The sequence below is a fragment of the Streptomyces sp. NPDC044061 genome (assembly GCF_056434305.1).
On the sequence record NZ_JBWKFL010000065.1, the window covers coordinates 1 to 24591 of the forward strand.

The 24591-nt window shown below is 69.5% G+C and carries 25 protein-coding genes and 1 rRNA gene; 13 read left to right on the forward strand and 13 right to left on the reverse strand.

Features of this window, described 5'->3' with window-relative positions; genetic code table 11:
- Positions 1-86: ribosomal RNA gene (gene rrf, locus AC07CM_RS45690) — 5S ribosomal RNA — on the forward strand; the annotation flags it as partial.
- 83 nt (positions 87-169) lie between these two features.
- Here rrf and AC07CM_RS45695 read toward each other — a convergent pair.
- Complete coding sequence (locus tag AC07CM_RS45695; RefSeq protein ID WP_478882484.1) at positions 170-718, reverse strand: cysteine hydrolase family protein; 549 nt, start codon at positions 716-718, stop codon at positions 170-172.
- An 83-nt stretch (positions 719-801) separates the two neighbouring features.
- Here AC07CM_RS45695 and AC07CM_RS45700 point away from each other — a divergent pair, with 83 nt between their 5' ends.
- Positions 802-1368, forward strand: coding sequence for a GNAT family N-acetyltransferase (locus AC07CM_RS45700; protein WP_478882485.1), 567 nt, complete (start codon positions 802-804; stop codon positions 1366-1368).
- Here AC07CM_RS45700 and AC07CM_RS45705 read toward each other — a convergent pair.
- The 7 genes from AC07CM_RS45705 to AC07CM_RS45735 form a co-directional block, all read right to left on the reverse strand.
- Entirely contained in the window at positions 1365-2900 is a 1536-nt protein-coding gene (locus AC07CM_RS45705) for a type IV secretory system conjugative DNA transfer family protein (protein WP_478882486.1), read from the reverse strand. The genes AC07CM_RS45700 and AC07CM_RS45705 overlap by 4 nt on opposite strands.
- Positions 2901-2910: 10 nt before the next feature.
- On the reverse strand, positions 2911-4323 hold the full coding sequence (locus AC07CM_RS45710) for an ATP-binding protein (protein WP_478882487.1): 1413 nt from the start codon (positions 4321-4323) through the stop codon (positions 2911-2913).
- A 14-nt stretch (positions 4324-4337) separates the two neighbouring features.
- The gene (locus tag AC07CM_RS45715; protein WP_478882514.1) at positions 4338-5879 is read right to left on the reverse strand and encodes an SCO6880 family protein; all 1542 of its coding nucleotides are present in this window, start codon (positions 5877-5879) and stop codon (positions 4338-4340) included.
- A 14-nt stretch (positions 5880-5893) separates the two neighbouring features.
- Entirely contained in the window at positions 5894-7222 is a 1329-nt protein-coding gene (locus AC07CM_RS45720; protein ID WP_478882488.1) for a hypothetical protein, read from the reverse strand.
- On the reverse strand, positions 7212-8033 hold the full coding sequence (locus tag AC07CM_RS45725; protein WP_478882489.1) for a DUF8175 domain-containg protein: 822 nt from the start codon (positions 8031-8033) through the stop codon (positions 7212-7214). The genes AC07CM_RS45720 and AC07CM_RS45725 overlap by 11 nt, the downstream gene beginning before the upstream one ends.
- A 169-nt stretch (positions 8034-8202) precedes the next feature.
- Entirely contained in the window at positions 8203-8511 is a 309-nt protein-coding gene (locus tag AC07CM_RS45730) for a hypothetical protein (protein ID WP_014673544.1), read from the reverse strand.
- 327 nt (positions 8512-8838) lie between these two features.
- Positions 8839-9471, reverse strand: coding sequence for a TetR/AcrR family transcriptional regulator (locus AC07CM_RS45735; protein ID WP_478882490.1), 633 nt, complete (start codon positions 9469-9471; stop codon positions 8839-8841).
- An 89-nt stretch (positions 9472-9560) separates the two neighbouring features.
- On the opposite strand from AC07CM_RS45735, the gene AC07CM_RS45740 reads away from it, so the two are divergent.
- The 5 genes from AC07CM_RS45740 to AC07CM_RS45760 all read left to right on the forward strand — a co-directional run bounded on the left by AC07CM_RS45740 (position 9561) and on the right by AC07CM_RS45760 (position 14194).
- Positions 9561-10484, forward strand: coding sequence for an oxidoreductase (locus tag AC07CM_RS45740; RefSeq protein ID WP_478882491.1), 924 nt, complete (start codon positions 9561-9563; stop codon positions 10482-10484).
- 165 nt (positions 10485-10649) lie between these two features.
- Positions 10650-11276, forward strand: a complete 627-nt coding sequence (locus AC07CM_RS45745) for a hypothetical protein (RefSeq protein WP_478882492.1) — start codon at positions 10650-10652, stop codon at positions 11274-11276.
- A gap of 97 nt (positions 11277-11373) precedes the next feature.
- Positions 11374-12156, forward strand: a complete 783-nt coding sequence (locus tag AC07CM_RS45750; protein WP_478882493.1) for a trypsin-like serine peptidase — start codon at positions 11374-11376, stop codon at positions 12154-12156.
- Positions 12157-12255: 99 nt separating this feature from the next.
- Positions 12256-13257, forward strand: a complete 1002-nt coding sequence (locus AC07CM_RS45755) for a C40 family peptidase (protein WP_478882494.1) — start codon at positions 12256-12258, stop codon at positions 13255-13257.
- Positions 13258-13489: 232 nt separating this feature from the next.
- A complete protein-coding gene (locus AC07CM_RS45760) occupies positions 13490-14194 on the forward strand; it encodes a phosphatase PAP2 family protein (protein WP_478882495.1) in 705 nt (234 codons plus the stop codon).
- 28 nt (positions 14195-14222) lie between these two features.
- On the opposite strand, the gene AC07CM_RS45765 is transcribed toward AC07CM_RS45760, so the two are convergent.
- Positions 14223-15791 carry an FAD-binding oxidoreductase gene (locus AC07CM_RS45765; protein WP_478882496.1) on the reverse strand — a complete coding sequence of 523 codons (1569 nt, stop codon included), beginning with the start codon at positions 15789-15791 and terminating at the stop codon, positions 14223-14225.
- A gap of 321 nt (positions 15792-16112) precedes the next feature.
- On the opposite strand from AC07CM_RS45765, the gene pstS reads away from it, so the two are divergent.
- The 4 genes from pstS to pstB all read left to right on the forward strand — a co-directional run bounded on the left by pstS (position 16113) and on the right by pstB (position 20272).
- Positions 16113-17243, forward strand: a complete 1131-nt coding sequence (pstS, locus tag AC07CM_RS45770; protein ID WP_478882497.1) for a phosphate ABC transporter substrate-binding protein PstS — start codon at positions 16113-16115, stop codon at positions 17241-17243.
- A 137-nt stretch (positions 17244-17380) separates the two neighbouring features.
- Complete coding sequence (pstC, locus tag AC07CM_RS45775) at positions 17381-18388, forward strand: phosphate ABC transporter permease subunit PstC (RefSeq protein WP_478882498.1); 1008 nt, start codon at positions 17381-17383, stop codon at positions 18386-18388.
- Positions 18385-19446 carry a phosphate ABC transporter permease PstA gene (pstA, locus tag AC07CM_RS45780; protein ID WP_478882499.1) on the forward strand — a complete coding sequence of 354 codons (1062 nt, stop codon included), beginning with the start codon at positions 18385-18387 and terminating at the stop codon, positions 19444-19446. The genes pstC and pstA overlap by 4 nt, the downstream gene beginning before the upstream one ends.
- Positions 19447-19495: 49 nt before the next feature.
- A complete protein-coding gene (gene pstB / locus AC07CM_RS45785; protein ID WP_067120515.1) occupies positions 19496-20272 on the forward strand; it encodes a phosphate ABC transporter ATP-binding protein PstB in 777 nt (258 codons plus the stop codon).
- Between the two features lie 680 nt (positions 20273-20952).
- Here pstB and AC07CM_RS45790 read toward each other — a convergent pair.
- Together AC07CM_RS45790 and AC07CM_RS45795 are read right to left on the reverse strand one after the other, a co-directional pair.
- Positions 20953-21951, reverse strand: coding sequence for an inorganic phosphate transporter (locus tag AC07CM_RS45790; protein ID WP_478882500.1), 999 nt, complete (start codon positions 21949-21951; stop codon positions 20953-20955).
- 7 nt (positions 21952-21958) lie between these two features.
- The gene (locus AC07CM_RS45795; RefSeq protein WP_009326469.1) at positions 21959-22579 is read right to left on the reverse strand and encodes a DUF47 domain-containing protein; all 621 of its coding nucleotides are present in this window, start codon (positions 22577-22579) and stop codon (positions 21959-21961) included.
- Between the two features lie 206 nt (positions 22580-22785).
- Between AC07CM_RS45795 and AC07CM_RS45800 the strand changes: the two genes are divergently transcribed.
- A complete protein-coding gene (locus tag AC07CM_RS45800; RefSeq protein ID WP_020940900.1) occupies positions 22786-23091 on the forward strand; it encodes a metal-sensitive transcriptional regulator in 306 nt (101 codons plus the stop codon).
- An 18-nt stretch (positions 23092-23109) separates the two neighbouring features.
- Here AC07CM_RS45800 and AC07CM_RS45805 read toward each other — a convergent pair whose 3' ends face one another.
- Entirely contained in the window at positions 23110-23277 is a 168-nt protein-coding gene (locus AC07CM_RS45805; protein WP_478882515.1) for a hypothetical protein, read from the reverse strand.
- A gap of 101 nt (positions 23278-23378) precedes the next feature.
- Positions 23379-24257: an SCO4651 family lipoprotein gene (locus AC07CM_RS45810; protein WP_478882501.1), complete on the reverse strand. Its 879-nt coding sequence runs from the start codon at positions 24255-24257 to the stop codon at positions 23379-23381.
- Between the two features lie 145 nt (positions 24258-24402).
- Here AC07CM_RS45810 and AC07CM_RS45815 point away from each other — a divergent pair, with 145 nt between their 5' ends.
- Complete coding sequence (locus tag AC07CM_RS45815) at positions 24403-24576, forward strand: hypothetical protein (RefSeq protein ID WP_478882502.1); 174 nt, start codon at positions 24403-24405, stop codon at positions 24574-24576.
- The last annotated feature ends 15 nt before the right edge of the window (positions 24577-24591 follow it).

Sequence of the window (24591 nt, forward strand, 5' to 3'; positions counted from 1 at the left end):
GTTACATTCCGAACCCGGAAGCTAAGCCTCACAGCGCCGATGGTACTGCAGGGGGGACCCTGTGGGAGAGTAGGACGCCGCCGAACAAATTTTGAGAAAAAGCCCCAATCCCGGGTGGAAACCCGGGGTTGGGGCTTTTTCGCGTTCAACTCCCGTCCGCTGTAAGAACCTAGAACGTCACCTCGGCCGTCTCCACGGTTCCGCCCTGGCGACCGGGTGCGCTGTGCCACCTCCAGTAGAGGTTGGTGTGGGCGATCACCTGCTCTGGGGCGGGAGCGCCGTACTTGGTCAGGTCCTCCGTGGTGTGTGCGTCGGCGACCAGCGTCGTGTCGTAGCCGCGGACGATCGCGCCGTGCAGGGTCGAGCGGACGCACACGTCCGTCTGGGCGCCCGTGACGAGGAGCCGGCCCACCTTCCGCTCGGCCAGAACGGACTCCAGCTCTGTGTCCTCGAAGGAGTCCGGGTACCCCTTGTGGACCAGGGACTCGCCGTCCTGGCGCCGCAGCTCCGGCACGTACTGCCAGTTGTCGCTGCCGTGCGTCAGCTCCTCGTCGGAGTGCTGCACCCAGATGACCGGAACGTCCGCCGAGCGGGCCTTGTCGATGAGGGTGTTGATGTTCGCGATGACACCGTCGCGGTCGTGGGCGGCCGCCACGACGCCGTTCTGGACGTCGATGACGAGCAGTGCGGTGTTGGGTCGATCGGGAAGCGTTGTCATGCGCCCAAGGTAGGCCCCGCCACTGACATCCGCGGCCCGAATATCGGGTGAGGGGCCCCGTGGGCGCGGGCTACGGTGGCCCCATGAGCATTCCGACCGGCGAGGGCCATGTCGTCCGCGCGATACGACCCGACGAGTGGGCCGCGGTGAAGCAGCTGCGGCTGGACGCGCTGCGTGACCCGGTCGCGGGCATCGCGTTCCTGGAGACCTACGAGGACGCCGTGGGCCGGCCGGACTCGTTCTACCAGGAGCGTGCCGCGCGGTCGGCCGAGGAGCCCGCCGGAGCCCGGCAGTTCATCACCGAGGCGGCGGACGGTACATGGACCGGCACCGTCACCGTGCTCGTCGAGGAGGCCGGCACGACGGACTGGGCCGGGTACCCGGTGGAGCGACGGCAGGGGCATGTCGTCGGTGTGTTCGTACGTCCGGAGCACCGAGGGAGCGGACTGATCAAGGCGCTGCTCGACACCGGTGTGGCGTGGGCGTGGCAGCGAGGCGCCGAGCGGGTACGGCTGCTCGTGCACGAGGACAACGCGCGGGCCCAGGGGGCGTACCGCAAGGTCGGGTTCGTGCCGAGCGGGGTCGCCGTGTCCTTCTCGAAGGACGAGGCGGAGAACGAGCTGGAGTTCGTTCTGGACCGGCGGTCCTAGACCGGGAGTTCCTGGTGGGGCCAGCGGGACCTGGCCTGTTCACGGGAGCGGAGCAGGGCGAGGGTGGGCAGGCCCTGGTCGGCTCCGGTGGCGAGCAGGTCGGGCAGCTGGGGGACGGGGGCCACGGCCGCGATGTCGTCCAGGACCAGGGTCAGTGGTGGGTCGAGCCGACCGGAGGATGACCGTTCGGCCATGCGCCGGCCGCGCTCGACCACGCTCGAGACGAGGGCCGTCAGGAGAGGCATCGCGCCCGGGTTGGTCCTGGGGTCCTCGATGGATTCACCGACCACATAAAGCGTGCCCCCTTCGTGGACAAAGGAATCCAAGGCGAGCGCATCAGTTCGGTTTGGGGTGCAAGCCTCGCGGATGTTGACCGTGGAGAGGGCGGCGAGCGCCCGACTCGTCAACTCGTGTGCCATGTCACGGCGTTCCGGATGCGCGGTGAGGGCGGCTTCGAGTTCGCCGGCGGCGCCGGGGGCGGCCTTGGGGTGGGTACGGAGGGTTCGTACGGCGTCCTGGATCTGGGTGCCCTGGGACCAGCGGTGGACGTGGCGGATGGTGCGGGTCTCCAGGGCGGCGGCGTGGAGGTAGCTCCTGAGGAGCGTTATCGCGGTGTCGGCGACTGCCTGGTCGATCTTGGCGGTGGGCTGGACGGGACTGAGGAGGGCTTTCGCTCTGTTCAGGGCCGTCTGCTTGTCCTCGCAGCCTGCTGTCGGGGACCAGTGGAGGCGGGCCGGAGTGTCGCAGAGGTGGGTGGGGTCGTAGAGCAGGGTGGGGCCGAGCTTGGCTCGGGCGTCCTTGGTGTCCTGCCACAGGGCGGGGTTCGAGGTGACGACCACGGCGGCGCCCGGTGCGTCCTGGATGGCCTGGGTCGCCGTTGAGTGGCGGGCTGCGGGTGGTCCGTAGTGCACCGCGCCTTCGGCCCGGTCGGTTTCCCACCCGCCCTCCGGTTCACCGTTGGCCGGCAAGGCACCCACCCGGTCCGTCGCCCCCTGGAGAGCCTCGGTCGGCTCCGGCTCCGGGACAGGCTCCGGCCGGGGCTCGGGCACCTCGTACTGCCGTTCCGGCGCTGGAGCTGGAGCATGCGTCGCTGCCGGGGCGGCCGTCGTCGACTGCGCCCGTCCCTCGGCCGCCCCTCTGTCGAACGCCCGGCGTACCCGGCCCGCTCGCCATCTCGCCACCGTGCCCATGGTGAACAGGGCGAGGACGATGAGGACCATCAGCTGGCCGATGAGCAGGCCCCAGAACAGACCCCAGCCGGACAGCTGGGTCGCGGGGGTGTCCGGCCAGGCGCCGGTGATGTCGTGGGGCCGGCCGATGAGGTGGCGCATGGCCAGGGGGGTGCGGGTGAAGGTGACGCCGTCGGGCCAGGAGCCACGGGAGAACAGGGCCGCCAGACCCGTGGCCGTCCACACCAGCACCGTCATGCCGATGAGGAAGGCGAGTATGCCGATCAGCAGGCCGTCGGGGATGCCGCCCTGACCGCCCTGACGGGGGTCGCGGCGGTCGTCTCGGCGATCGTCCGGTCTCACTCTGTTCCCCCTACGCCACCGTCGATTCGGAGTCGCCGAGATGCTGCTCCACGAAGGACGCCGCCCGCCGCTCGGCCTCGAGCTCGGCCGCGCGCAGGGCGTCGTCGGCCGCCAGGTCGCTGGCGGACTCGGTCATCGCGCGGTCGGTGAACACCAGTGGCCGTTCCGTCTCCGTGACCAGGTGCTTGACCACCTGGACGTTGCCGTTGACGTCCCAGACGGCGATGCCGGGCGTGAGGGTGGGGATGATCTCCACCGCCCAGCGAGGCAGGCCCAGTACCCGGCCGGTCGCCCTCGCCTCGTCCGCCTTCTGGGCGTAGATCGTCCTCGTGGAGGCCATCTTGAGGATCGCGGCCGCTTCCTTCGCGGCGGCGCCGTCCACCACGTCGGACAGGTGGTGGACGACCGCGACGAAGGACAGGCCCAGCCGCCGGCCGAACTTCAGCAGCCGCTGGAACAGCTGTGCCACGAAGGGGCTGTTGATGATGTGCCAGGCCTCTTCGACCAGGAAGATGCGCTTCTTGCGGTCGGGGCGGATCCAGGTGTGCTCCAGCCACACGCCGACGATCGCCATCAGGATGGGCATGGCGATGGAGTTGCGGTCGATGTGGGAGAGGTCGAAGACGATGAGGGGGGCGTCGAGGTCGATGCCGACCGTGGTGGGGCCGTCGAACATGCCCCGCAGGTCACCGTCGACGAGCCGGTCCAGGACCAGGGCGACGTCGAGTCCCCAGGCCCGTACGTCGTCTATGGCGACGTTCATCGCCTCCGCCGACTCCGGCTCGGGGTGCCGTAGCTGCTCCACGATGTCGGTGAGGACCGGCTGGCGGTCGAGGATGGACTCGTTGACGTAGGAGTGGGCGACCTTGAGGGCGAAGCCGGAGCGTTCGTCCAGGCCGTGGCCCATCGCGACCTCGATGATCGTCCGGAGCAGCGCGAGCTGGCCGGTGGTCGTGATCGCGGGGTCCAGGGGGTTCAGGCGGATGCCGTGGTTCAGGGCCGCCGTCGGGTCCAGGCGGATGGGAGTTATCCCCAGCTCCTCCGCGATGAGGTTCCACTCGCCCACGCCGTCCTCGCCCTGGGCGTCCAGGACGACGACCTGGCGGTCCTTGAAACGGAGCTGCCGCAGGACGTAGGTCTTCTCCAGCGCGGACTTGCCGTTGCCGGACTCGCCGAGGACCAGCCAGTGCGGGGCCGGGAGCTGCTGGCCGTAGAGCTGGAAGGGGTCGTAGATGTAGCCCTTCCCGGAGTACACCTCGCGGCCGATGATGACGCCGGAGTCGCCGAGGCCGGGCGCGGCGGTCGGCAGGTAGACCGCCTGGGCCTGGCCCGTGGAGGTGCGCACCGGCAGCCGGGTCGTCTCGACCTTCCCGAACAGGAAGGACGTGAAGGCGTCCGTGAGGACGGACAGCGGGTCCCGCATCAGCGCATCAGCCCCTACCTTCGAATGCCGGTGGCGAAGGGAAGTGTGTTCACGAAGGACCGGTGGTGCTCGCGGTCGCACCACTCCAGCTTCAGGTACGACTTCCCGGCGGAGGCTCTTATGGTGCGCTTGTCGCGGTTGAGGGCTTCCGGGGAGCGGGAGGACACGGTGATGTAGCCGACGAGGTTCACTCCGGCGGCGCCACTGGCGAGGTCCTCGCCCCGCTGGTCGAGACGGTTGTGCGCGGCGATGTCCCGCGGGTCCACCGTGCGGTTCATCTTGGCGGCGCGGGAGGCCTCGGCCTCGTCGTTGGTCTTCTCGGTCAGCATGCGTTCGATGGCGACCTCGGTGGGCTCGAGGTCCATCGTCACGGCGACCGTTCGGATGACGTCCGGGGTGTGGACGAGCAGCGGTGCGAGGAAATTGACGCCGACGGGGGTCATCGGCCACTCCTTCACCCAGGCCGTGGCGTGGCACCACGGGGCGCGGGTGGTGGACTCGCGGGTCTTGGCCTGGAGGTACGTGGGCTCCATGGCGTCCAGCTCGGCCGGCCAGGCGTTCCGCTTGCTCATCGCCTGGATGTGGTCGATGGGGTGGTCCGGGTCGTACATGGAGTGGATGAGGGAGGCGAGCCTGCCCTGCCCGAGGGGCTGGCGGACCCGGATGTCGGCCTCCTGCAGGCGCGAGCAGATGTCGGTCAGCTCGCGGGCCATGACGACGGCGAGGCCGGCGTCGCGGTCCAGCTTGCGGCCCGCCTGCGGCCTGGCCGCGCGGGCCATGGCCTGGGCCTCGGCGGCGAGTTCGCGGGTGTAGTGCATGCAGGCGACGAGGTAGGCGCGGTGCTGCTCGCTGCTCGTGGACACCATCGACTGCAACTGGTCGTAGGACCGGGACAGCCATTGCGGCGCCCGGTCGTCGCCGCGCAGGGCGACGTCCTTGGCGTGCGCGTCGGGGTCGGCCGGGAGCGTGCGGGCGAGCATCTGGAGGCGGGTGACGAACCCGTCCCCGTTGGCCACGTGCTTGAGCAGCGTGCCGAAGCGGTCGACGAGGGCCTCCTGGTCCTCGGAGTCGCGCAGCCCGACGCCGGGGCCCTCGATCTCGATGCAGGCGGTGACCGTTCTGCGGTCGGCGTGCAGGAGTACGGCGATCTCGTCGGGCCCGAAGGGTGCGGCGAGCCAGTTGATCCGGCCGATCCCCGGCGGCGGGCCGATCTCCACCTCCCGGCCGTCAAGCCGGGTGCCGGCCTCCATGACACCGGAGCGGTAGACGGTGCCGCGCTTGACGGTGCGCTTGTACGTGCGGTTGATCTCGAACCACTTGTAGAACGTGCGGCGCTTGTACGGCACGTAGACCGCGGCGAGCGCGAGCAGCGGGAAGCCCGTGAGCAGCACGATCCGCAGGGACAGGACCGGGACGAGGAGGCCGCACATCATGCCGAGGAACGCGCCGGCGACGATCAGCGCGATCTCGCCGGACTCGCGGTTCCTGCCGATGATCGCGTTCGGCCGGGCGCGGCCGATCAGATACGTACGGCGGGGCGTGACCGGATGGGACATGTGGGACTCGGTCGTCAACGCCCTTCACCTCCCGAGCGGTTGCTGTTGCGGGTGTTGCTGGCGTGCGGGGTGTTGGCCGGGCTGGGCGCGCGCGGCGCGGGCGTGGCGGAGGGGACTGCTCCGCCGCCGCCCTGGGGGGTACGGCTGCTGTGGGCGGCGACGCCACCGGAGGCGGGGTTGGCGGGTCGGGCGCTGCTGGAGCCGCCTCCGCCTCCTCCGTTGTTGTCGGCGCGGGTGCTGTGGGTCTTGATGCCCTGGGCGACGAGGGTGGCCGGCGAGCTGATGACCGCGGCGGCCTTGCCCTCGGCGCCCTGCATGATGCGGTTGTTGCGGGAGCCGGCGATCTCGTCGCCGAAGCCGGGGACGAAGCGGTAGATCATCGCGCTGGCGAAGATGGCGAGCAGGATGATGGCGAGGCCGGAGACGACGGCGGAGAAGGCGTCCGGGCCACTGTCTCCGGAGAGGGCGCCGGCGAGGCCGAGCACGATCACGATGACGGGTTTGACGAGGATGACCGCGATCATGATCCCGGCCCAGCGGCGGACGTGTCCCCACAGGTTCTTGTCGACCAGTCCGGCGTAGACGACGGTGCCGAGGAGGGCGCCGACGTAGAGCAGGGCGGCGCGGATGACCAGTTCGAGCCAGAGGATGCCTGCGGCGAGGATGCTGACGAGAGAGACGACGATCAGCATGATCGGGCCGCCGCCGATGTCGTTGCCCTTGCCGAGGGCGCCGGAGAAGGTGCCGAAGAACGTGTCCGTCTGGTCGCCGGTGGCCTTCGCGAGGACGTCCGTGACCCCGTCCGTCGCCGAGACGACGGTGTACAGGATCAGCGGGGTGAAGGCGGAGGCGAGCACGGTCAGCCAGAGGAAGCCGACGGCTTCGGAGATGGCGGTGGTGAGGGGCACGCCCCGGACGGCACGCTTGGCCACGGCCAGCAGCCACAGCAGGAGCGTGAGGATCGTGGACGCGGCGAACACGACGGCGTACTGCTGCAGGAACTTGGTGTTCGTGAAGTCGACGTTCGCGGTCTCCTTCACGGCGGAGCTGAGCTTTCCGATGGTCCAGGAAGCGGCATCGGCACAGCCCTTGCTGAGGGACGAGAGGGGGTCGAGGGTGTCGGTGAGGGGGTTGTTGGGGGTAACACCGGAGGAGCCTCCGGTGGATCCGTTGTCCTTCTCGCAGAACTGTTTGGCAGCGCCGCGGATCAGGTCGCAGGGGTCGTTGCTCTTCGTCGGAGACGGAGTGGGCGCGGCGACGGCGTGGGTGGCCAGCAGGATCGTGGCCGTCTGCACGGTGCCGAGGAGCGCAGTGAGCTTGATGACGCGGTGGTCAGCGCGCATACGTGAACCCTCCGTACTCCTCGACGGCCTTCGTCATGTCGTCGGCGGTGGAGGCCGTCTGGTCACGGCCCACGGGGACGGGGCCGTCCTTCTGCTGGAAGTCGGTGATCTTCCAGTCGTCGTCGACCCATTTCAGTTCGTACGTCGTGGTGTACCAGCTCTCGGTCACCGGATTCTTCGAGGCTTCGCCGGAGAGGCCGAACAGCGAGGTGTACCAGACCTCGACGGTGGTGGTGTCCGAGCCCGACGAGGTGGCCTTGGTGCCGACTGGAATGACCCGGGAGACGAACCTCTGGCCCTTCGGGGCGCTGCCGTCTTTGGCCAGGCCGATGTTGGAGAGGAACTTCTCGTTGGAGTAGGCGCTGTCCATGGCCGACTGCTTGGTGGCTGCGGCGTTCCGGGCGTAGACCGTGTCGACGATCTGGTGCCGCCAAGCGGTGTTGAACATCTCGGCCGAACCCAACGCCACCGCATAGTTGGCCGCCGCGCTCTGTGCCCCCTGATCCGTGTGTGCGAAGCCCGAGGGAATCCCACCGCTCTTCGTCTCCACGGGACGTGACCCGCTGGCCGCCGTGGCCGCGCTCTTCGGCTGAGTTCCCTTCTCCGTCGAGCCGTCGGCGGACGAACCGTCTCCTCTGTTCGCGAAGGCGATCGCGGCGATGAGGAGGACGACCACGCCGACCACCGTGACCAGGCTCCGGGAGGAGGAGCGGCCGGTTCTGCGGGGCGCGCCGCCGTAGGGGTCGCCGCCGGGCAGGCGAGTCCGGGTCTGGCCCGTCTCGGTGTAACCCTGCTCGTCCGTGGGACTCATGCCGTGTACGCCCCCTCCACCTCGTAGACATACGACGGTAGCCGTGCTGGTTTCCGCGCGGGCGCGGTGTGGTGACTCGACATCAGGGAAACGCAACCTCAGCCGGTGGGCACGACGGGTGGGTGGGGTGGAGGGGGACGACCGGGCGCGCCCGGGAGGAGAGGGGGCGTCAGACCGCCATGCCGTACACGATCGTGAACAGGGTGCCGAGGGAGCCGATGATGAAGACTCCGGTGAGGCCGGCGATGATCAGGCCCTTGCCCTGTTCCGCGCTGAAGGTGTCCCGGAGGGCCGTCGCACCGATCCGCTGTTTGGCCGCGCCCCAGACCGCGATGCCGAGGCAGAGCAGGATGGCCACGGCCATCACCACCTCGATCATCACCTTGGCCTCGTTGCCCAGGCTGCCGAAGGGGCCCCAGTCCGGAGCGATCCCGCCGATGATGGTGTTGATGTCTCCCTTGTCGGCCGCAAAGAGCATGTAAGTCACCGCCCCTGGTGGGTAGTTCCGCGTGGCCCCTGCGGTGTGCAGAGGTCACACAACATTCTCGCCGACAATGCCGCCGTCGTATGTCGACTTGACGTCATTGACTGGCGGGTTTCGCACGAATGGCCCGTACCGTCACTCTGTGTATCACGGCAGGTCACGCCGGGCAACGAGGTCTGGGCGGAACCTGTCGTGTGGTTCCGTCGTTGACCCTCTTTACGACCCCGCACGGTTTCTGACGGATGGTCGGGTGACGCGTCGAGACGATGTTCTCACGTGCGGACCGGCGCACACATGCGCGCACAGGTGCCCCGTTGGGGCTCAGCGGGGCTTGAGGCCGTGCAGCAGCAGGTGTACGTGTTCGTCGAGGCCGGCCAGGGCCTCGTCCGCCTCGAGGGCGCAGCCGGCGATGAGGGCGGCGAGGCCGTGCAGGTTCGCGGCGGCGACCATCGTGATGCGCTCGGGGTCGCCCTGCACGATCTCGCCCCGCTCCTGCGCCTCGGCGAACATCCGGGTGAGGGAGCCGAGGGACTGGTCGACGGCAGCGGCGAGCTGTGCGGAGCTGTCGGGGTGGTGCTTGCGCGCGAACATCAGCTCCAGCAGTTCCGGATTCTCCACGGCGAAGCCGAGGTAGGCGCGCGCGAGCGCCGTCATCCGCTCCTCGAAGCCGAGGGCGGGGCCACCGGCGGCGGCGCCCAGGGCCTGGTTCAGCCGCTCGTACCCGTCCAGTGCGAGGGCGTCGAGCAGGGCCTGCTTGTCCTTGAAGTGCCGGCCGGGGGCGGCGTGGCTCACCCCGATGTCACGCGCCAGCTCACGCAGCGACAGTGCGCCGACCCCCTTCTCGCGCAGGGTGCGGTCGGCGCTTCTGAGCAGGGCGGCGCGCAGGTCTCCGTGGTGGTAGGGGCGATTCGGCGACGAGGGGGACGGCGGGGACAGGCGCGGCATGCGCACCATCGTATCCCGATGTTGGCGCTGCCAATATAGTTGGCATCGCCATCATTGTTGTCATTGACATCATTGTTGGCGATGCCTACATTGAGGTCATGGCTGATACGACCGAAGCGCGCGCGACGCGCAAGTGGAACGCGACCCACCTCCCCGACCTGTCCGGCCGTACGGCCGTGATCACCGGAGCCAACAGCGGCCTCGGCCTCGCCACCGCCGAGGCGCTGGCCCGGGCCGGAGCGCATGTGGTGTTCGCCGTACGGGACCTCGCGCGGGGCGGCGCCGCCGCGGCGAAGGTGAACGGCAGCACCGAGGTGCGCCGGCTGGACCTGGCGGACCTGGACTCCGTACGGGAGTTCGCCGCGGCCTGGGACCGCCCGCTGGACCTGCTGATCAACAACGCGGGCGTGATGATGCTGCCGGAGCAGCGGACCGCGCAGGGCTTCGAGACCCAGTTCGGCACGAACCACCTCGGGCACTTCGCGCTGACCAACCTGCTGCTGCCGCACGTCACGGACCGGGTGGTGACCGTCTCCTCCGGCCTCCACCGCGGGGGCGACGGGGTGATCCACTTCGACGACGTGAACCTGCGGGGCCGCTACTCCCCGACCCGCGCCTACTCCCAGTCCAAGCTGGCCAATCTCCTGTTCACCCTGGAACTCCAGCGCCGCCTGACGGAGTCCGGCTCACCCGTTCGGTCCCTTGCGGCGCACCCGGGCTACGCGGCCACCAACCTGCAGAGCCACGCGGCGAACCCCCTCGCGCGGGCGTTCATGGTCCTCGGCAACAAGTTCCTCGCGCAGGACGACAAGTCAGGTGCCCTGCCGACGCTCTACGCGGCGAGCCAGGACCTGCCGGGTGCGGCGTACGTCGGCCCCGACGGCCTGGGCGAGATGCGGGGCGCTCCGACGCTGGTCGGGCGCAGCGCGGCGGCGAGCGACCCGGAGGCGGCGCGCAGGCTGTGGACCCTTTCGGAGGAACTGACCGGGGTGAGCTGGGCGTTCACGGCGAAGGCGGTCTGAACCGCCGGGAGGGACGGCCGGCGGGGACCTCTCGGGGCGGGCGCCGGGGCCATCCGGGCCGTACCGGCTCGGCGGAGCGGGCGTCACCCGTCGGGCCGAGCCGACTCGCAGGGCACGCCGGGAGCACGGACGATGACTTCAAGCTCCCCCGCCCTGGAGGAACGCATGCCTGCCCCTTCTCACGTCCTGGCCCACAGGTCGAGCCGTCACGGCGTGGCCCCGGTCCTTCTGTTGTGCTTCCTGGCGTCCGCGGCGCTGTCCGGATGCGGCAACGGCGGTGGTGGCTCCACGCAGACAAGGACCCCGGCCTCGCCCAACACGGCCTCGTTCTCGGGGACGCTTCCCTCCGCCGTGGCCTCCTCCGCTTCCGCGGCCGTCTCCTCCGCCCGTGCCTCGGTCTCGGCGGCCGCGTCCTCGGCGTCCGCCCGCGCCTCGGAGTTCGAGGCGTCGGTGTCGGCCGAGAGCGCCCGCCGGACGCAAGCTGCCCAGAACGCCCTCAAGAACGTCAAGGGGCAGGGGAACGCGCTGTCCGAGGTCGGCATGACCGGGATCCCCAAGGAGCAGACCGGGGGTGTCCTCGCCGTCCTGGTCGCCATCACCAACAAGACGAACCAGAAGGCGTCCTACGCCGTTCAGATCGATTTCGAGGACGCCGACCACCATGTGGTGGAGACCCGGTACACGGGCGCGGAGAACCTCGAACCCGGCAAGAAGGAACAGCCCATCGTGTTCAGCCACGAACCGTCCGAGCCGCGGCTGACACCCCGGCTGGCCAAGGCCCAGCGCTACTGAGGGGTGGTGCAGACCGACGGCCATCGGGAGGGTTCACGGGAAAATCTCAGTGAAGTCGGGGCGGGTTTCTCACCTTCGTGGGAGAGAGTGAGGCCTGATGAAGCGCATCTCACGCATCTGGCTCACCTCGCGCCCCGCCCTGGCGTGTGCCGTCGTGACGCTCGCCCTGACCTCGGCGTCCGTGGCCTCCGCCGATGACGGACCTGGGCCCTTCGGGGTCACCGCCTACACGGTCGCCACCAAGCGGACCGTGCGGGTCGGCGCGCTGTTCGGTGCGGACCGCGTCGGCAGGCTGGCCGGCGGGCACTTCTGCACCGCCTCCGTCGTCCACAGCCCGCAGCGCAGTCTCATCGTCACCGCCGCGCACTGCGTGGACGGGGACGACGGCGACCTGGTGTTCGTGCCGGGGTACCGCAACGGGCGGGCGCCGTACGGAGTGTGGAAGGTGGGGAGACGGTTCCTGCCCGACGGATGGGCCAAGAGCCAGGACGAGAACAGCGACGTAGCCTTCGCGTACGTCGACGAACTGGGCGGGCAGCGGATCGAGGACGTGGTGGGCGGGAACCGGTTCGCCCCGGGGACGGCCACCGGCGCCACCGCCGTGACGGTCACCGGCTATCCGGACGCCCTCGAGGAGCCCATCAGCTGCACCAACAAGCCGGCCCGGCACAGCGCCACCCAGCAGCGCATCGACTGCCCGCAGTTCACCGGCGGCACCAGCGGCAGCCCCTGGATCAACGGCGACCACCAGGTCGTCGGCGTCCTCGGCGGGCACGAGCACGGGGGCTCCACGGCCGACCGCTCGTACAGCGTGGTCCTGCGGACCGGGGCGGATCAGCTGTACCGGGACGCGACCGGGGGTGGCCGGGCCGCCGGCTGACCGTCGCCGACACCTCGGCTGCGCCGGACCGACTGTGAAATGACGCCATTTCAGGCCGATGGGGACTGGAATCGGGGCGCCATGGGGGAGAGTTGGACCGTGCGGAAGGTATGGGTGATCGGTGGGGCGGCCGTCGGGCTCGGCATGGCGTTCGTCATGCTGCTCGTCGTCGGGGTGTACATCGTCGCCGGAAACCTCGTCAACAGCGTCACCACGGGCAGTCGCGGGCTCGCCAAGGGCGCCGTGCCGGCCGCCTACAAGCAGCTCGTGCAGCAGTGGGGCAACCTGTGCCCGGCGCTCAGCCCGGCCCTGCTCGCCGCCCAGCTGTACCAGGAGAGCGGCTGGAACCCGACCGTCGTCAGCCCGGCCGACGCGCGCGGCATCGCCCAGTTCATCCCGGGCACCTGGGCGACCCACGGCATCGACGGCAACGGCGACGGCAAGCGTGACATCTGGGATCCCGCCGACGCGATCCCTTCGGCCGCGTCGTACGACTGCGAACTCGCCAAGTACGTCAAGGACGTTCCCGGCGACGTCTCCGACAACATGCTCGCCGCCTACAACGCGGGCGCCTACCGGGTCATCAGATCGGGCGGGGTGCCGGCGATCAGCGAGACGCAGAACTACGTCAAGCGGATCCGCAGCCTGGAGAAGAGCTTCGCCGCGCCGGTCAGCCGGATCGACCCCACGCGGCAGGCGGCGGGGGCCATCGCCTTCGCCCAGAGCAAGCTCGGCACGCCCTACCTCTGGGGTGGCGACGGCACCGCCGACCAGGGCGGACGCTTCGACTGCTCGGGCCTGACCAAGGCCGCGTACGAGAAGGTGGGCATCACCCTGCCCCGGGTCGCCAACGACCAGTACAACGCGGGCCCGCACCCCTCACGGGACCAACTGCTGCCCGGCGACCTCGTCTTCTTCTCCGACGACCTCACCGACTCACGGGCCATCCGGCACGTCGGGATCTACGTGGGCGGCGGATACATGATCGACGCGCCGCGCTCGGGTGCCGTGATCCGGTTCGACCCGGTCGACACCCCCGACTACTTCGGCGCCACACGAGTCACCGAAGATGGCGCAAAAGCGCTCCCGACGGCGGTGTGAACCGAATGTGAACCCACCCCCTGAGCTGCGGTGATGAGTCTCTCTTCGATAACGTCTGCGTGATCATTCGGTGGAGAGTGGAACGTATTAATGGGGGCTGTGCGTTCCTGTTGACGTAGCCGAGCGGACGTCAGTGCGGTGCAGTGCAGCGGAAGCGGATCTACGAACCACGGGGGGCCGGCGCGACGCACACGAGGTGCGTCCGGGAAGACGACGAAGGGGCCGCAGCACCATGGCTGTACTCGCCGAATCCGGATCGAACCCCGACGTCGACCTGCTCTACGACATCAACGGCCTGGCCAAGGACGCGCCGCACTGGTTCGACCGGGTCATGGAGTTCGTGGGTGAGTACGGACTGCTGGTCGCGATGGTGCTGTTGGTGCTGTCGTGCTGGTGGTCGGTGCGCCGCCGGGGCGAGGAGGACGCGGCGTCCTCCGTGGCCGCCCTGGTCTGGGCCCCGCTCGCGGCCGGCATCGCGGTGCTGGTGAACGTGCCGATCCGCGGCTTCGTCGAACGTCCCCGCCCCTTCGTCGACCACCAGGGCCTGGACGTCCTCGTCTCCGGCAAGAGCGACTTCTCCTTCGTCAGCGACCACGCGACGATCACGATGGCCCTCGGGGTGGGGCTCTTCGTCGCCAACCGCCGCTTCGGCATCGCGGGCATCGGCCTGGCGCTGCTGGAGGGCTTCTGCCGGGTGTACATGGGCGTGCACTACCCGACCGACGTCGTCGGAGGCTTCGCGCTCGGTACGGCGGTCGCCCTGCTGCTGTCCCCGCCGGCCATGGCCCTGCTGACCCCGCTGATGAAGGCGGTGGAGCGGTCGCCCCGGGCGGGGTGGCTGGTCCGGAGCCGGTCGGCGTCGGGGGAGCGGCGGGACGCGTTGGTCCCCGGCACCCGCAAGCCGGTGGAGTCCGAGGAGAAGGACCTGGCCGCGTAGGGCAAGGATCCGGGCCGCCGACGACCCCTCACAGCCCCTGCGCGTAGGAGAAGAACCGCTCCGGGTCGTACTGCTTCTTCACCTTGCCCAGTCGGGTCGCCGCGTCCCCGTAGTACGCCTTGCGCCAGTTCGTCAGCGTGGGGTCCGTGTAGTTCTGGTAGGCCGCGCCGGAGGCGTACGGCTGCATCGCCTTGTGGGCCGACGTGAGCCACGACTGGGCCGAGCCGCCGGAGGCACCCGCGCCCCAGGAGGCGATGTACTGCGCCAGCATCCGCGAGCGGCGGTGCACGAACGCCGTCGCCGTGGGGGAGACCCGGTTGACCGCGCCGCCCAGGGCGGTGAACGCGATGCTGCCCGCGCCGCCCCGGACGGAGCCGATCTGCTTGAGCAGGGTCTGCACGCCCGCCGAGGACAGGGAGCGGTCGAAGAAGTCGGAGCGTGCCGCGTAGGTCTCCCGGCCCAGGGCGCCCTGCGGGGAGCGGCCCGGGGTCGAGCCCGGCAGATGGCACTGGGCGTCCGCGGAGAAGGAGGAGCAGCCGGCGTAGATCTCCATCGCCTCCTCGTAGCCCCGGCGGCGCAGGGACACGGTCCTGGCGTCGGCGCCCGCCTTGTGCGCCAGCCGGTCCACCGCGTTCTGCAGTTCGCCGTAGGTGCCGAGCGAGAAGCAGGCCACGGAGATGCTCGGCGTGCCGCCCGGCGTGTTCGACAGGTGCAGCGAGGACCAGATCTCGTCGGGCTGGGTCGGGCCCCACTCCTGCCAGGCCTTGAACACCGCCGCCGCCTTGGACCAGGACCACGTCATGTACGCGGTCACCGCCTGCGGCGCCGGATGCGTCTTGAACTGCAGCTCGGTGACGACGCCGAAGTTGCCGTTGCCCGCGCCGCGCAGTGCCCAGAAGAGGTCCGAGTGGGACGTGGCGTTCGCGGTGACCTGGGTGCCGTCCGCCGTGATCACGGTGGCCTGGGTCAGGCTGTCGCAGGTCAGGCCGTAGGCGCGGGAGGCGACGCCGTGGCCGCCGCCGAGGACCAGACCGGAGACGCCGACCGTGGGGCAGGAGCCCGCCGGTATGGTCACGCCCTTCGCGGCCAGCCCCCGATAGACGTCGATCAGCTTGGAGCCGGCGCCCACCACCGCCTGGCCGCCGCTCACCCGGACGCGGTTCAGCTTGGACACGTCGATGATCAGACGGCTGTCGCCCGAGGAGTAGCCGGCGTAGGAGTGGCCGCCGTTGCGTATCGCCACCCGTGTCCCGTGGGAGTGGGCGTACGCCAGGGTCGTGCGTATGTCGTCGGGGTGGGCGACGTAGGCGACCGCGGCGGGCTTCAGGCCGTCGAAGCGGGTGTTGTACAGCTGGTGGGCCGTCTTCCAGGTCGCGTCACCGGGGCGCACCAGGGGGCCGTCGAGGTCCCGGGCGAGGGCCGCCCAGTTCGCGGCGGCGGCCTGACTGGTGGTCTTCAGAGCCGTACCCGAGGATGTAGACGACGAGGCCGTGTGCGCCGAGAGACCGGTGGACGCGCCCGAGCCAGAACTGCAACCGGCCAGCGCGGTCGCCGCAACCGCGGCCGCGCCGCCCGAGATGAACGTACGCCGTTCCATGTCTGTCGCCTTTCCTCGGCCTTCCTGGAACGAGACGACGCGATGCGCACAAGGGTTCCCTCGGACGGGAGAGCGAACGCCGAAGACGTGTCCGCACACCCCAGCCGTCGGGACCTTCGTGTGCCCTCCCCGTAAGCATTCCGTGACCTCACCGGGCCGACGGCAGGGGTTCACCCGCCGTTCACTTCCGGCCATCGGCGGCTTCACCTGTTCTGCCTAATTTCGGCCGTGCACGGTGCGGAGTGCGGCCACACATGCGCTCGCGCACTCACTCCCTCGCACGCCGCCCACAGCGGCGGCTCCTGGAAGGAACTCCCGAAAGTGAAGCTTCAGCGCAAGAACCGGCTGCGCGCCCTCTCTCTCGGTGCGATCGCCGTCTCCGGCGCCCTGGCCCTGACGGCGTGCGGCTCGGACGACAACGGTGGCAGCAACAACTCGGGCGGCAAGTCGACGGCCTCGGCCGGCGCCGGCTCGGTCAAGTGCGACAACGCCAAGGGCCAGCTGCTCGCCGACGGCTCCTCCGCGCAGAAGAACGCGATCGACGCCTGGGTCAAGAACTTCTCCCAGGCCTGTGGCGTCCAGATCAACTACAAGGGTGCCGGCTCCGGTGCCGGTGTCACCTCCTTCAACCAGGGCCAGATCGCGTTCGCCGGTTCGGACTCCGCGCTGAAGCCCGAAGAGGTCACGGCCTCCAAGAAGGTCTGCTCCGGCGGTCAGGGCATCGACCTGCCGATGGTCGGCGGCCCGATCGCCCTCGGCTACAACGTCCCGGGTGTCGACAACCTGGTCCTGGACGCCCCGACGCTCGCCAAGATCTTCGACAGCAAGATCACCAAGTGGAACGACCCGGCGATCAAGAAGCTGAACCCGTCGGCGAAGCTCCCCGACCTGAAGATCCAGGCGTTCCACCGCTCCGAGGACTCCGGTACCACGGACAACTTCACCAAGTACCTGATCGCCACCACCCCGGCCAACTGGAAGTACTCCGGCGGCAAGGCCTGGCAGGCCAAGGGCGGCCAGGCGGCCTCCGGCTCCGCCGGTGTGGCCCAGGGTGTCAAGCAGAACTCCGGCGCGATCGGCTACTTCGAGCTGTCCTACGCCAAGGACATCAACACCGTCTCGATCGACACCGGCGCCAAGACCCCGGTGAAGCCCTCCACCGAGACCGCCACCGCCGACATCGCGGCCGCCAAGGTCGTCGGCACCGGCAACGACCTGTCGCTGCAGCTCGACTACAAGACCAAGGCCGAGGGTGCCTACCCGATCACCCTGGTCACGTACGAGATCGTCTGTGACAAGGGCAACAAGGCGGACACCCTGCCCGCCACCAAGGCCTTCCTCACCTACATCGCGAGCGAAGACGGTCAGAAGCTCCTGACGGAGAACGACTACGCCCCGATCCCCGACGAGATCATCGCCAAGGTCCGCACCGCCGTCGCCGGCCTGAGCTGACCTGATCCGTGAGTGCGGCCCGGTTCCTTCCAGGGCCGGGCCGCACCGTCCGGTGCACCGCCGCCCGGAGCCGTACCCCCAGGGGAACGGCTCCACCGAGCCGCCCACCCCGCGGCTCCGCAGACCGGAGAACCCCGATGGACATATCGACCCATACAACCGACGCACCTCCCCCCACGCCCCAGCCCTCCCTGGCGGAGGAGAAGCGCAACTCCCGCGGCGCGACCCGCCCCGGTGACCGCATCTTCCTCGGCCTCTCCCGAGGCTCGGGCATCCTGCTGCTGGTGATCATGGCCGCGATCGCGGCGTTCCTCACCTACCGCGCCTCCCTCGCGATCAGCAAGGACCACGGGAACTTCCTGACCACCTTCGAGTGGAACACCAACCTCAACCCGCCGGTCTTCGGCATCGCGGTGCTGGCCTTCGGCACGATCATCTCCTCGATCGTCGCCATGGCCCTCGCCGTGCCGGTCGCCGTCGCGATCGCGCTGTTCCTCACGCACTACGCCCCGCGCAAGCTGAGCGGTCCCATCGCCTACGTGATCGACCTGCTCGCCGCCGTGCCGTCCATCGTCTACGGCCTCTGGGGCGCCCTGATCCTCGTCCCGCACATGCAGGGCCTGTACGGCTGGCTGAACGACTACCTCGGCTGGACCGGCATCTTCTCCTGGGACGGCGGAGCCCCCCGCGCCATGCTCACCGTCGGCATCCTGCTGGCGATCATGATCCTGCCGATCATCACCAACGTGAGCCGCGAGGTCTTCCGGCAGGTCCCGCGGATGCAGGAGGAGGCCGCCCTCGCGCTCGGCGCCACCCGCTGGGAGGTCATCCGCATGTCGGTGCTGCCCTTCGGCCGCTCCGGCGTGATCTCCGCCTCGATGCTCGGCCTCGGCCGCGCCCTCGGCGAGACCATGGCCGTCGCCACCGTGCTCTCCCCGAGCTACGACATCCAGGCCAGCCTGCTCGACCCGGGCGGCGGCACCTTCGCCCAGAACATCGCCAGCAAGTTCGGTGAGGCCACAGAGCAGGGCCGGGACGCGCTCATCGCCTCCGGTCTGGTGCTCTTCGTCATCACGCTGCTGGTCAACGGCGCGGCCCGCGCGATCATCGCCCGCCGCAAGGAGTACTCGGGGGCCAACGCATGAGCACCGCAGCCGTCAGCCACAAGCGCCCCAGCACGCTGCGGGCCGCGAGCCTCCCGAAGTGGACGCCGTGGGCCATCGCCGCCGGCTCCGTCGCCCTCGGGATCGGCATCAGCTTCGCCGCCGATCTGCACAGCAGCATCCAGTGGGGCCTGATCGCCGCGATCCTCTTCGTCCTCGGCACCTACGGCATCGCCGCCAAGGTGGAGGGCCGCCGCCAGGCCAAAGACCGCGTCGTCACCTCGCTCGTGTGGGTCTCCTTCCTGATCGCCGTGGTTCCGCTGGTCTCCCTGGTCTGGGTGACCATCTCCCGCGGTGTGAAGGTCCTCAACGTCTACTTCCTCACCCACTCCATGGGAGTCGTCGCCGACTCCGAGCCGGGCGGTGGCATCTACCACGCCATCATCGGCAGCCTGGAGCAGGTGGGCCTCGCCACCCTGATCGGCGCCCCGATCGGCGTGCTCACCGCGATCTACCTGGTGGAGTACGGGCGTGGTCGCCTCGCCCAGGCGGTGACCTTCTTCGTCGACGTCATGACGGGCATCCCGTCGATCGTCGCCGGTCTGTTCATCCTCAGCCTGATGCTCATCTTCAAGATGCAGCCGTTCGGCTTCGCCGGTTCGCTGGCCCTGGCCATCCTGATGATGCCGGTCGTCGTCCGCTCCACCGAGGAGATGCTCAAGCTCGTCCCGAACGAGCTGCGCGAGGCCTCGCTGGCGCTCGGTGTGCCGAAGTGGCGGACCATCCTGAAGGTCGTCCTGCCCACCTCCCTCGGCGGTATCACCACCGGCATCATGCTCGCCGTCGCCCGTATCGCGGGCGAGACCGCGCCGGTGCTGCTGCTGGTGTTCGGCAACCCGTTCATCAACAACAATCCCTTCGAGGGTGCGCAGGCGTCGCTGCCGCTGTACATCTACCAGCAGTACGCGCAGAGCGCGGGTGCCAACGCGGCGTACGACCGCGCGTGGGCGGCGTCCCTGACGCTGATCGCCTTCGTGATGATCCTCAACCTGGTGGCCCGGGCGATCGCCCGCTGGAAGGCCCCCAAGACCGGTCGCTGACGCGGCCATCGGCGACCGATCAAGACTTTTCTGGAAGTGAAGTAGACACATGGCCAAGCGAATCGACGTAAGCGGACTCACCGCCTACTACGGCTCCCACAAGGCGATCGAAGACATCTCGATGACGGTCGAGCCGCGCTCGGTGACGGCGTTCATCGGACCGTCCGGCTGCGGCAAGTCCACGTTCCTGCGCACGCTGAACCGTATGCACGAGGTCACGCCCGGTGGCCGCGTCGAGGGCAAGGTGCTCCTGGACGACGAGGACCTCTACGGCGCCGGCGTCGACCCGGTCTCGGTGCGGCGCGAGGTGGGCATGGTCTTCCAGCGCCCGAACCCGTTCCCGACGATGTCGATCTTCGACAACGTGGCGGCGGGGCTGCGGCTGAACGGCAGCTACAAGAAGTCCCAGCTGAACGACATCGTGGAGAAGTCGCTCAAGGGCGCGAACCTCTGGAACGAGGTGAAGGACCGCCTGAACAAGCCGGGCTCCGGCCTCTCGGGTGGTCAGCAGCAGCGTCTGTGCATCGCGCGGGCGATCGCCGTCGAGCCGAAGGTCCTGCTCATGGACGAGCCCTGCTCGGCGCTGGACCCGATCTCGACGCTCGCCATCGAGGACCTGATCGGTGAGCTGAAGGAACGGTTCACGATCGTCATCGTGACGCACAACATGCAGCAGGCGGCTCGTGTCTCGGACCGTACGGCCTTCTTCAACCTGGCGGCCGTGGGGCAGCCGGGTCGGCTGATCGAGATCGACGACACCGAGCGGATCTTCTCCAACCCGTCGGTGCAGGCCACGGAGGACTACATCTCCGGCCGCTTCGGCTGATCCCCAGAACCCCTCGCGGTGCTGCATGGCGGTGCCACCGTGAGGATGCAAGAGGGCCCGCCCCTGGCTCCCGGGGGCGGGCCCATTGCGTTCCCGCGCCCCCTGGTCTCGGGGTCTCCGGTCCCGCGCCCCCTGGTCTCGGGGGCTCAGCCCCCAACCCCGCCGGGGCTCCGCCCCTGACCCCCGCTTCCCACCCACCCACCCGACTCGGTTGCCTGAGAGGCGGAAGGCAGGGGGTGGGTGGGCTCGGTGGGTTGAGGGGGCGGGCTGCACGGTGGGGGCTTGGCCGGTGGAGAGGTTGGGGTGAGGGGATGGAGTGGCTCGGTTGGCTGAGGGGTGCGGGCTGCGGGGTGGGGCGGAGAGGTTGGGGTGAGGGGATGGAGTGGCTCGGTGGGTTGAGGGGTGCGGGCTGCGGGGCTCGGTTGGCTGAGGGCGGCTGGCCGGGCCTGGGCCGCGCGCAGCTCGGGTTGATCAGGCGGGCGGGAGCGGGGTGATCAGGCGGGCGGGAGCGGGGTGGTCAGGTGGGTCCTGACGTCCTTCGGGCCCCGGTGGGGGGGAGGTGCTTGTGGCTGGGATCGACGCGAACACCCACCCCCTCGTCCGGCTTTTCGGCCGGCCGAGTCGGGTGGGTGTGGTGGGCGAGATCGGGGGTCCGGGGGGCGGAGCCCCCTGGGGTCCGGCTACAGGATCGTCAGGTTGATCAGGCCGAAGGCAGCGGCAGCGACCAGTGCCGCCGCCGGCATCGTGATGAACCAGCCGAGGACGATGTTCTTGGCCACGCCCCAGCGGACGGCGTTCAGCCGCTTCGTCGCGCCCACACCCATGATCGCGGACGTGATCACGTGAGTGGTGGAGATCGGTGCCTTGAAGATGTACGCGGTGGTGAACATGATCGACGCGCCGGTGGTCTCCGCCGCGAAGCCCTGCGGGGGGTCGAGTTCGATGATCTTGCGGCCCAGCGTGCGCATGATCCGCCAGCCGCCGGCGTAGGTGCCGAGGGACAGCATCACGGCACAGACGATCTTCACCCAGACCGGGATCGGGTCGCTGTAAGTCTGGTGGCCGGAAATCACCAGCGCCATCACCACGACGCCCATCGTCTTCTGGGCGTCCTGGAGGCCGTGACCGAGGGCCATCCCGGCCGCCGAGACGGTCTGGGCTATACGGAAGCCCCGCTTGGCCTTGTGCGGGTTGGACCTGCGGAACAGCCACAGGATCGCCGTCATGACCAGGTAGCCGACGAGCAGACCGACGATCGGCGACAGGAACATCGGGATGACGACCTTGTCGAGGACGCCGTTCCAGAGCACGGTCGTGCCCCCCGCCAGCGCCGCCCCCACCAGACCGCCGAAGAGAGCGTGGGAGGACGAGGAGGGCAGGCCGAAGTACCAGGTGATCAGGTTCCAGACGATCGCGCCGAGAAGGGCGGCGAAGAGAATGCCCATGCCCGTCGGGCCCTGGGGCGTCTCGATCAGGCCCTCGCTGACGGTCTTGGCGACCCCGGAGCCCAGGAAGGCGCCCGCGAGGTTCATCACCGCGGCCATGGCGAGAGCCGCCCGCGGGGTCAGCGCCCGCGTCGACACCGACGTCGCGATCGCGTTCGCGGAGTCGTGGAAGCCGTTCGTGTACGTGAAGAAGAGCGCGACCGCGATGGTCACGACCAGGGCGAAGGTGTCCATCGACGCCTCAGGACTCCTTGACCGCGATGGTCTCCACCGTGTTCGCCACGTGCTCGAACGCGTCCGCCGCCTCTTCCAGGACGTCCACGATCTGCTTGAGCTTGAGCACCTCGATCGCGTCGTACTTGCCGTTGAAAAGGTGGGCCAGCAGCTTGCGGTGGATCTGGTCCGCCTGGTTCTCCAGACGGTTCACCTCGATCCAGTACTCGGTGAGGTTGTCCATCGTGCGGAGGTTCGGCATCGCCTCCGCCGTCAGCTCGGCGGCCCGGGCCAGGACCTCGATCTGCTGCTCGACACCCTTCGGCAGCTCCTCGACGTTGTAGAGGACGACCAGGTCGACGGCCTCCTCCATGAAGTCCATGATGTCGTCGAGCGAACTGGCGAGGGAGTAGATGTCCTCGCGGTCGAACGGCGTGATGAACGAGGAGTTCAGCTGGTGGAAGATCGCGTGCGTGGCGTCGTCACCCGCGTGTTCCGCGGCCCGCATACGCTCTGCGATCTCGGCCCGGGCAGACGCGTCCGCCCCGAGCAGTTCCATCAGGAGTTTCGAGCCGGTGACGATGTTGTCCGCGGATGCGGCGAACATGTCGTAGAAGCTCGTCTCCCTGGGGGTCAGACGAAAGCGCACGTGGGGTCCTCGGGGTGCTTCGGTTTCGGTCAGGCTGATGCTAGGCGCATCATCCGGCCACGGCTATCGGGCCGTCCCCCAGTGTCGCCCATCGGACACAGTGATCAGCACGGGGGCGGACCAAGGGCTCTCTACCCAGCAAAATTCGTTACCATATACCCAGTAGGGGTATGTATCCGAAGCTCGTCCCGAGATGGAGGCCCGCGATGACGACGACCGAGGCCGGCGCCACGCACGGTTACCACAAGCAGAAGGACGAGCACCTCAAGCGACTGCGCCGGATCGAGGGCCAGATCCGGGGTCTGCAGCGCATGGTCGACGAGGACACCTACTGCATCGACATACTCACCCAGGTGTCCGCCTCCACCAAGGCCCTGCAGTCCTTCGCCCTGCAGCTGCTGGAGGAGCACCTGCGGCACTGCGTCGCGGACGCGGCCCTCAAGGGCGGCGACGAGATCGACGCGAAGGTGGACGAGGCCACGAAGGCGATCGGCCGGCTGCTGCGCACCTGAGCCGCCGAACCGGAACGTTCACACCTCGGCGGATTTCCGCTCCTCGGCCACCCGCAGCACCTCGTCGATGCTCTCCATGCTCAGCCGGTCCTCGGCGGCCGAGGCGGCGATGATCAGCTCTCCGCAGAGTTCGATCTCGGCGAGGGCCACGTGGTCCTGAACTGCCGTACCGCCGAGCGGAGCCACGTGCGTCACCTCTTCTCTGCCGTCACCGACTTCCTAGAGTAGGCAGGGCTCTACACACCGCGCATGGCACGGACGGGCTAGTTCGAGGGTGGCGTCCCTGACTAGTGCCCTGGCTGGTTTTCGGCCTCGCTCTCGGCGATACGGCCCGCGTAGATGTCCTTCGGCCTCGGCAGGCGTACGTCGACAGGGGCGCCGAAGTCGTAAAGCAGGGTGGTCGAGGCGACCGCCACGGCGGTCTTCTCCCGGCCGTTGACGAAGCTGAAGCGCTGGCGCAGCTTGCGGATGCGGCCCTGGTCGTCGAGGTAGACGTCGAACGGCACCTCGGCCGTGGCGAAGCCCTTTGCCGCCGCCCGCAGGGGTGCCCTGACGTCCGCGGAGGCGGACCCGGCCGCGCGGGCCAGATCGGCCGTGCCGCGGTAGTGCCGCACCGGGGTCCCGCCGACCTCCGTCCGCCCCTCGTACGTCGCCGTACGCGTCCCGCGCAGCACCTCCGCGGCGGCGTACGGGTCCGTCGCGCCGCCGGTGACGAGGTTGCCGTCGGACAGGGTCGCGGTCTCCACCCGGACCCATTTGTCGGCGGGCACTCCGGCGCCCCGGTTCTTCATGAACAGGGCGCCGGGGGCCAGGAGTTCGGTGATGGGTCGGTGCTCGGAGGCCCCCGCCGGATCCTCCGGCAGCACGACGGTCAGCTGCCCGAGCCGGCGCCGGTAGTCGTAGACGCCTCTGCCGCGGATGGTGACCCGGGTGCCGCCGGTCGCCATCTCCATGGACGTGGTGGCCTTGGAACTGCCCGCGCCGCGCAGGGTGTCGGCGGCCTGCCGCAGGGTGGCCACCGGGTCACCACCCGCGCCGTTCACGCCCTCCGCCGCGGCGCCGCTGCCGGAACACCCCGTGGTGGCTGCCCCGAGTCCGACCGTGATCCCGAAGATCCCCACCGCGACGACCGTCCTGCCCGACCGCCTGTGCTGCCGCCGATCCATCGCCTGCCTACCCCCAGCCGGTACGTCCGTCACGGGCCCCCTGTCGTTTCGGTTAACGACGAGTAGGGGTGTGCCGTCACGCACTGCCCAAGGCTGGGAAAGGGCATACAAACCCTTTAATCGCATAGTCGGTAACGTTGTCGTCGTGGCGCAGCAGGACGGGCCGGAGCGAGCCCGGCAGGGGCAGGAGCACCTCACGACGACGACAGAGCAGGGCCGGTTCTGTGTGGCCCGCTGCACCTGTGGCTGGCGCGGCCCGGCCCGCCGGGCGCGCAGCCAGGCCAGAACGGACGCGGAGGGCCACGCGGGCGGCCTGTGAGGCGCCCGGTTTCGG

Bases quoted from the DNA above. Each gene is read 5' to 3' on its own strand.
- AC07CM_RS45765 (WP_478882496.1), bottom strand. From the start codon at position 15,791: ATGGAACGGCGTACGTTCATCTCGGGCGGCGCGGCCGCGGTTGCGGCG.
- AC07CM_RS45790 (WP_478882500.1), bottom strand. From the start codon at position 21,951: ATGGACACCTTCGCCCTGGTCGTGACCATCGCGGTCGCGCTCTTCTTC.
- AC07CM_RS45715 (WP_478882514.1), bottom strand. From the start codon at position 5,879: ATGTCCCATCCGGTCACGCCCCGCCGTACGTATCTGATCGGCCGCGCC.
- AC07CM_RS45710 (WP_478882487.1), bottom strand. From the start codon at position 4,323: ATGCGGGACCCGCTGTCCGTCCTCACGGACGCCTTCACGTCCTTCCTG.
- AC07CM_RS45760 (WP_478882495.1), top strand. From the start codon at position 13,490: ATGGCTGTACTCGCCGAATCCGGATCGAACCCCGACGTCGACCTGCTC.
- AC07CM_RS45730 (WP_014673544.1), bottom strand. From the start codon at position 8,511: ATGCTCTTTGCGGCCGACAAGGGAGACATCAACACCATCATCGGCGGG.
- AC07CM_RS45745 (WP_478882492.1), top strand. From the start codon at position 10,650: ATGCCTGCCCCTTCTCACGTCCTGGCCCACAGGTCGAGCCGTCACGGC.
- AC07CM_RS45735 (WP_478882490.1), bottom strand. From the start codon at position 9,471: ATGGTGCGCATGCCGCGCCTGTCCCCGCCGTCCCCCTCGTCGCCGAAT.
- pstA (WP_478882499.1), top strand. From the start codon at position 18,385: ATGAGCACCGCAGCCGTCAGCCACAAGCGCCCCAGCACGCTGCGGGCC.
- AC07CM_RS45750 (WP_478882493.1), top strand. From the start codon at position 11,374: ATGAAGCGCATCTCACGCATCTGGCTCACCTCGCGCCCCGCCCTGGCG.
- AC07CM_RS45725 (WP_478882489.1), bottom strand. From the start codon at position 8,033: ATGAGTCCCACGGACGAGCAGGGTTACACCGAGACGGGCCAGACCCGG.
- AC07CM_RS45800 (WP_020940900.1), top strand. From the start codon at position 22,786: ATGACGACGACCGAGGCCGGCGCCACGCACGGTTACCACAAGCAGAAG.
- AC07CM_RS45695 (WP_478882484.1), bottom strand. From the start codon at position 718: ATGACAACGCTTCCCGATCGACCCAACACCGCACTGCTCGTCATCGAC.
- pstC (WP_478882498.1), top strand. From the start codon at position 17,381: ATGGACATATCGACCCATACAACCGACGCACCTCCCCCCACGCCCCAG.
- AC07CM_RS45700 (WP_478882485.1), top strand. From the start codon at position 802: ATGAGCATTCCGACCGGCGAGGGCCATGTCGTCCGCGCGATACGACCC.
- pstB (WP_067120515.1), top strand. From the start codon at position 19,496: ATGGCCAAGCGAATCGACGTAAGCGGACTCACCGCCTACTACGGCTCC.
- AC07CM_RS45720 (WP_478882488.1), bottom strand. From the start codon at position 7,222: ATGCGCGCTGACCACCGCGTCATCAAGCTCACTGCGCTCCTCGGCACC.
- AC07CM_RS45740 (WP_478882491.1), top strand. From the start codon at position 9,561: ATGGCTGATACGACCGAAGCGCGCGCGACGCGCAAGTGGAACGCGACC.
- AC07CM_RS45810 (WP_478882501.1), bottom strand. From the start codon at position 24,257: ATGGATCGGCGGCAGCACAGGCGGTCGGGCAGGACGGTCGTCGCGGTG.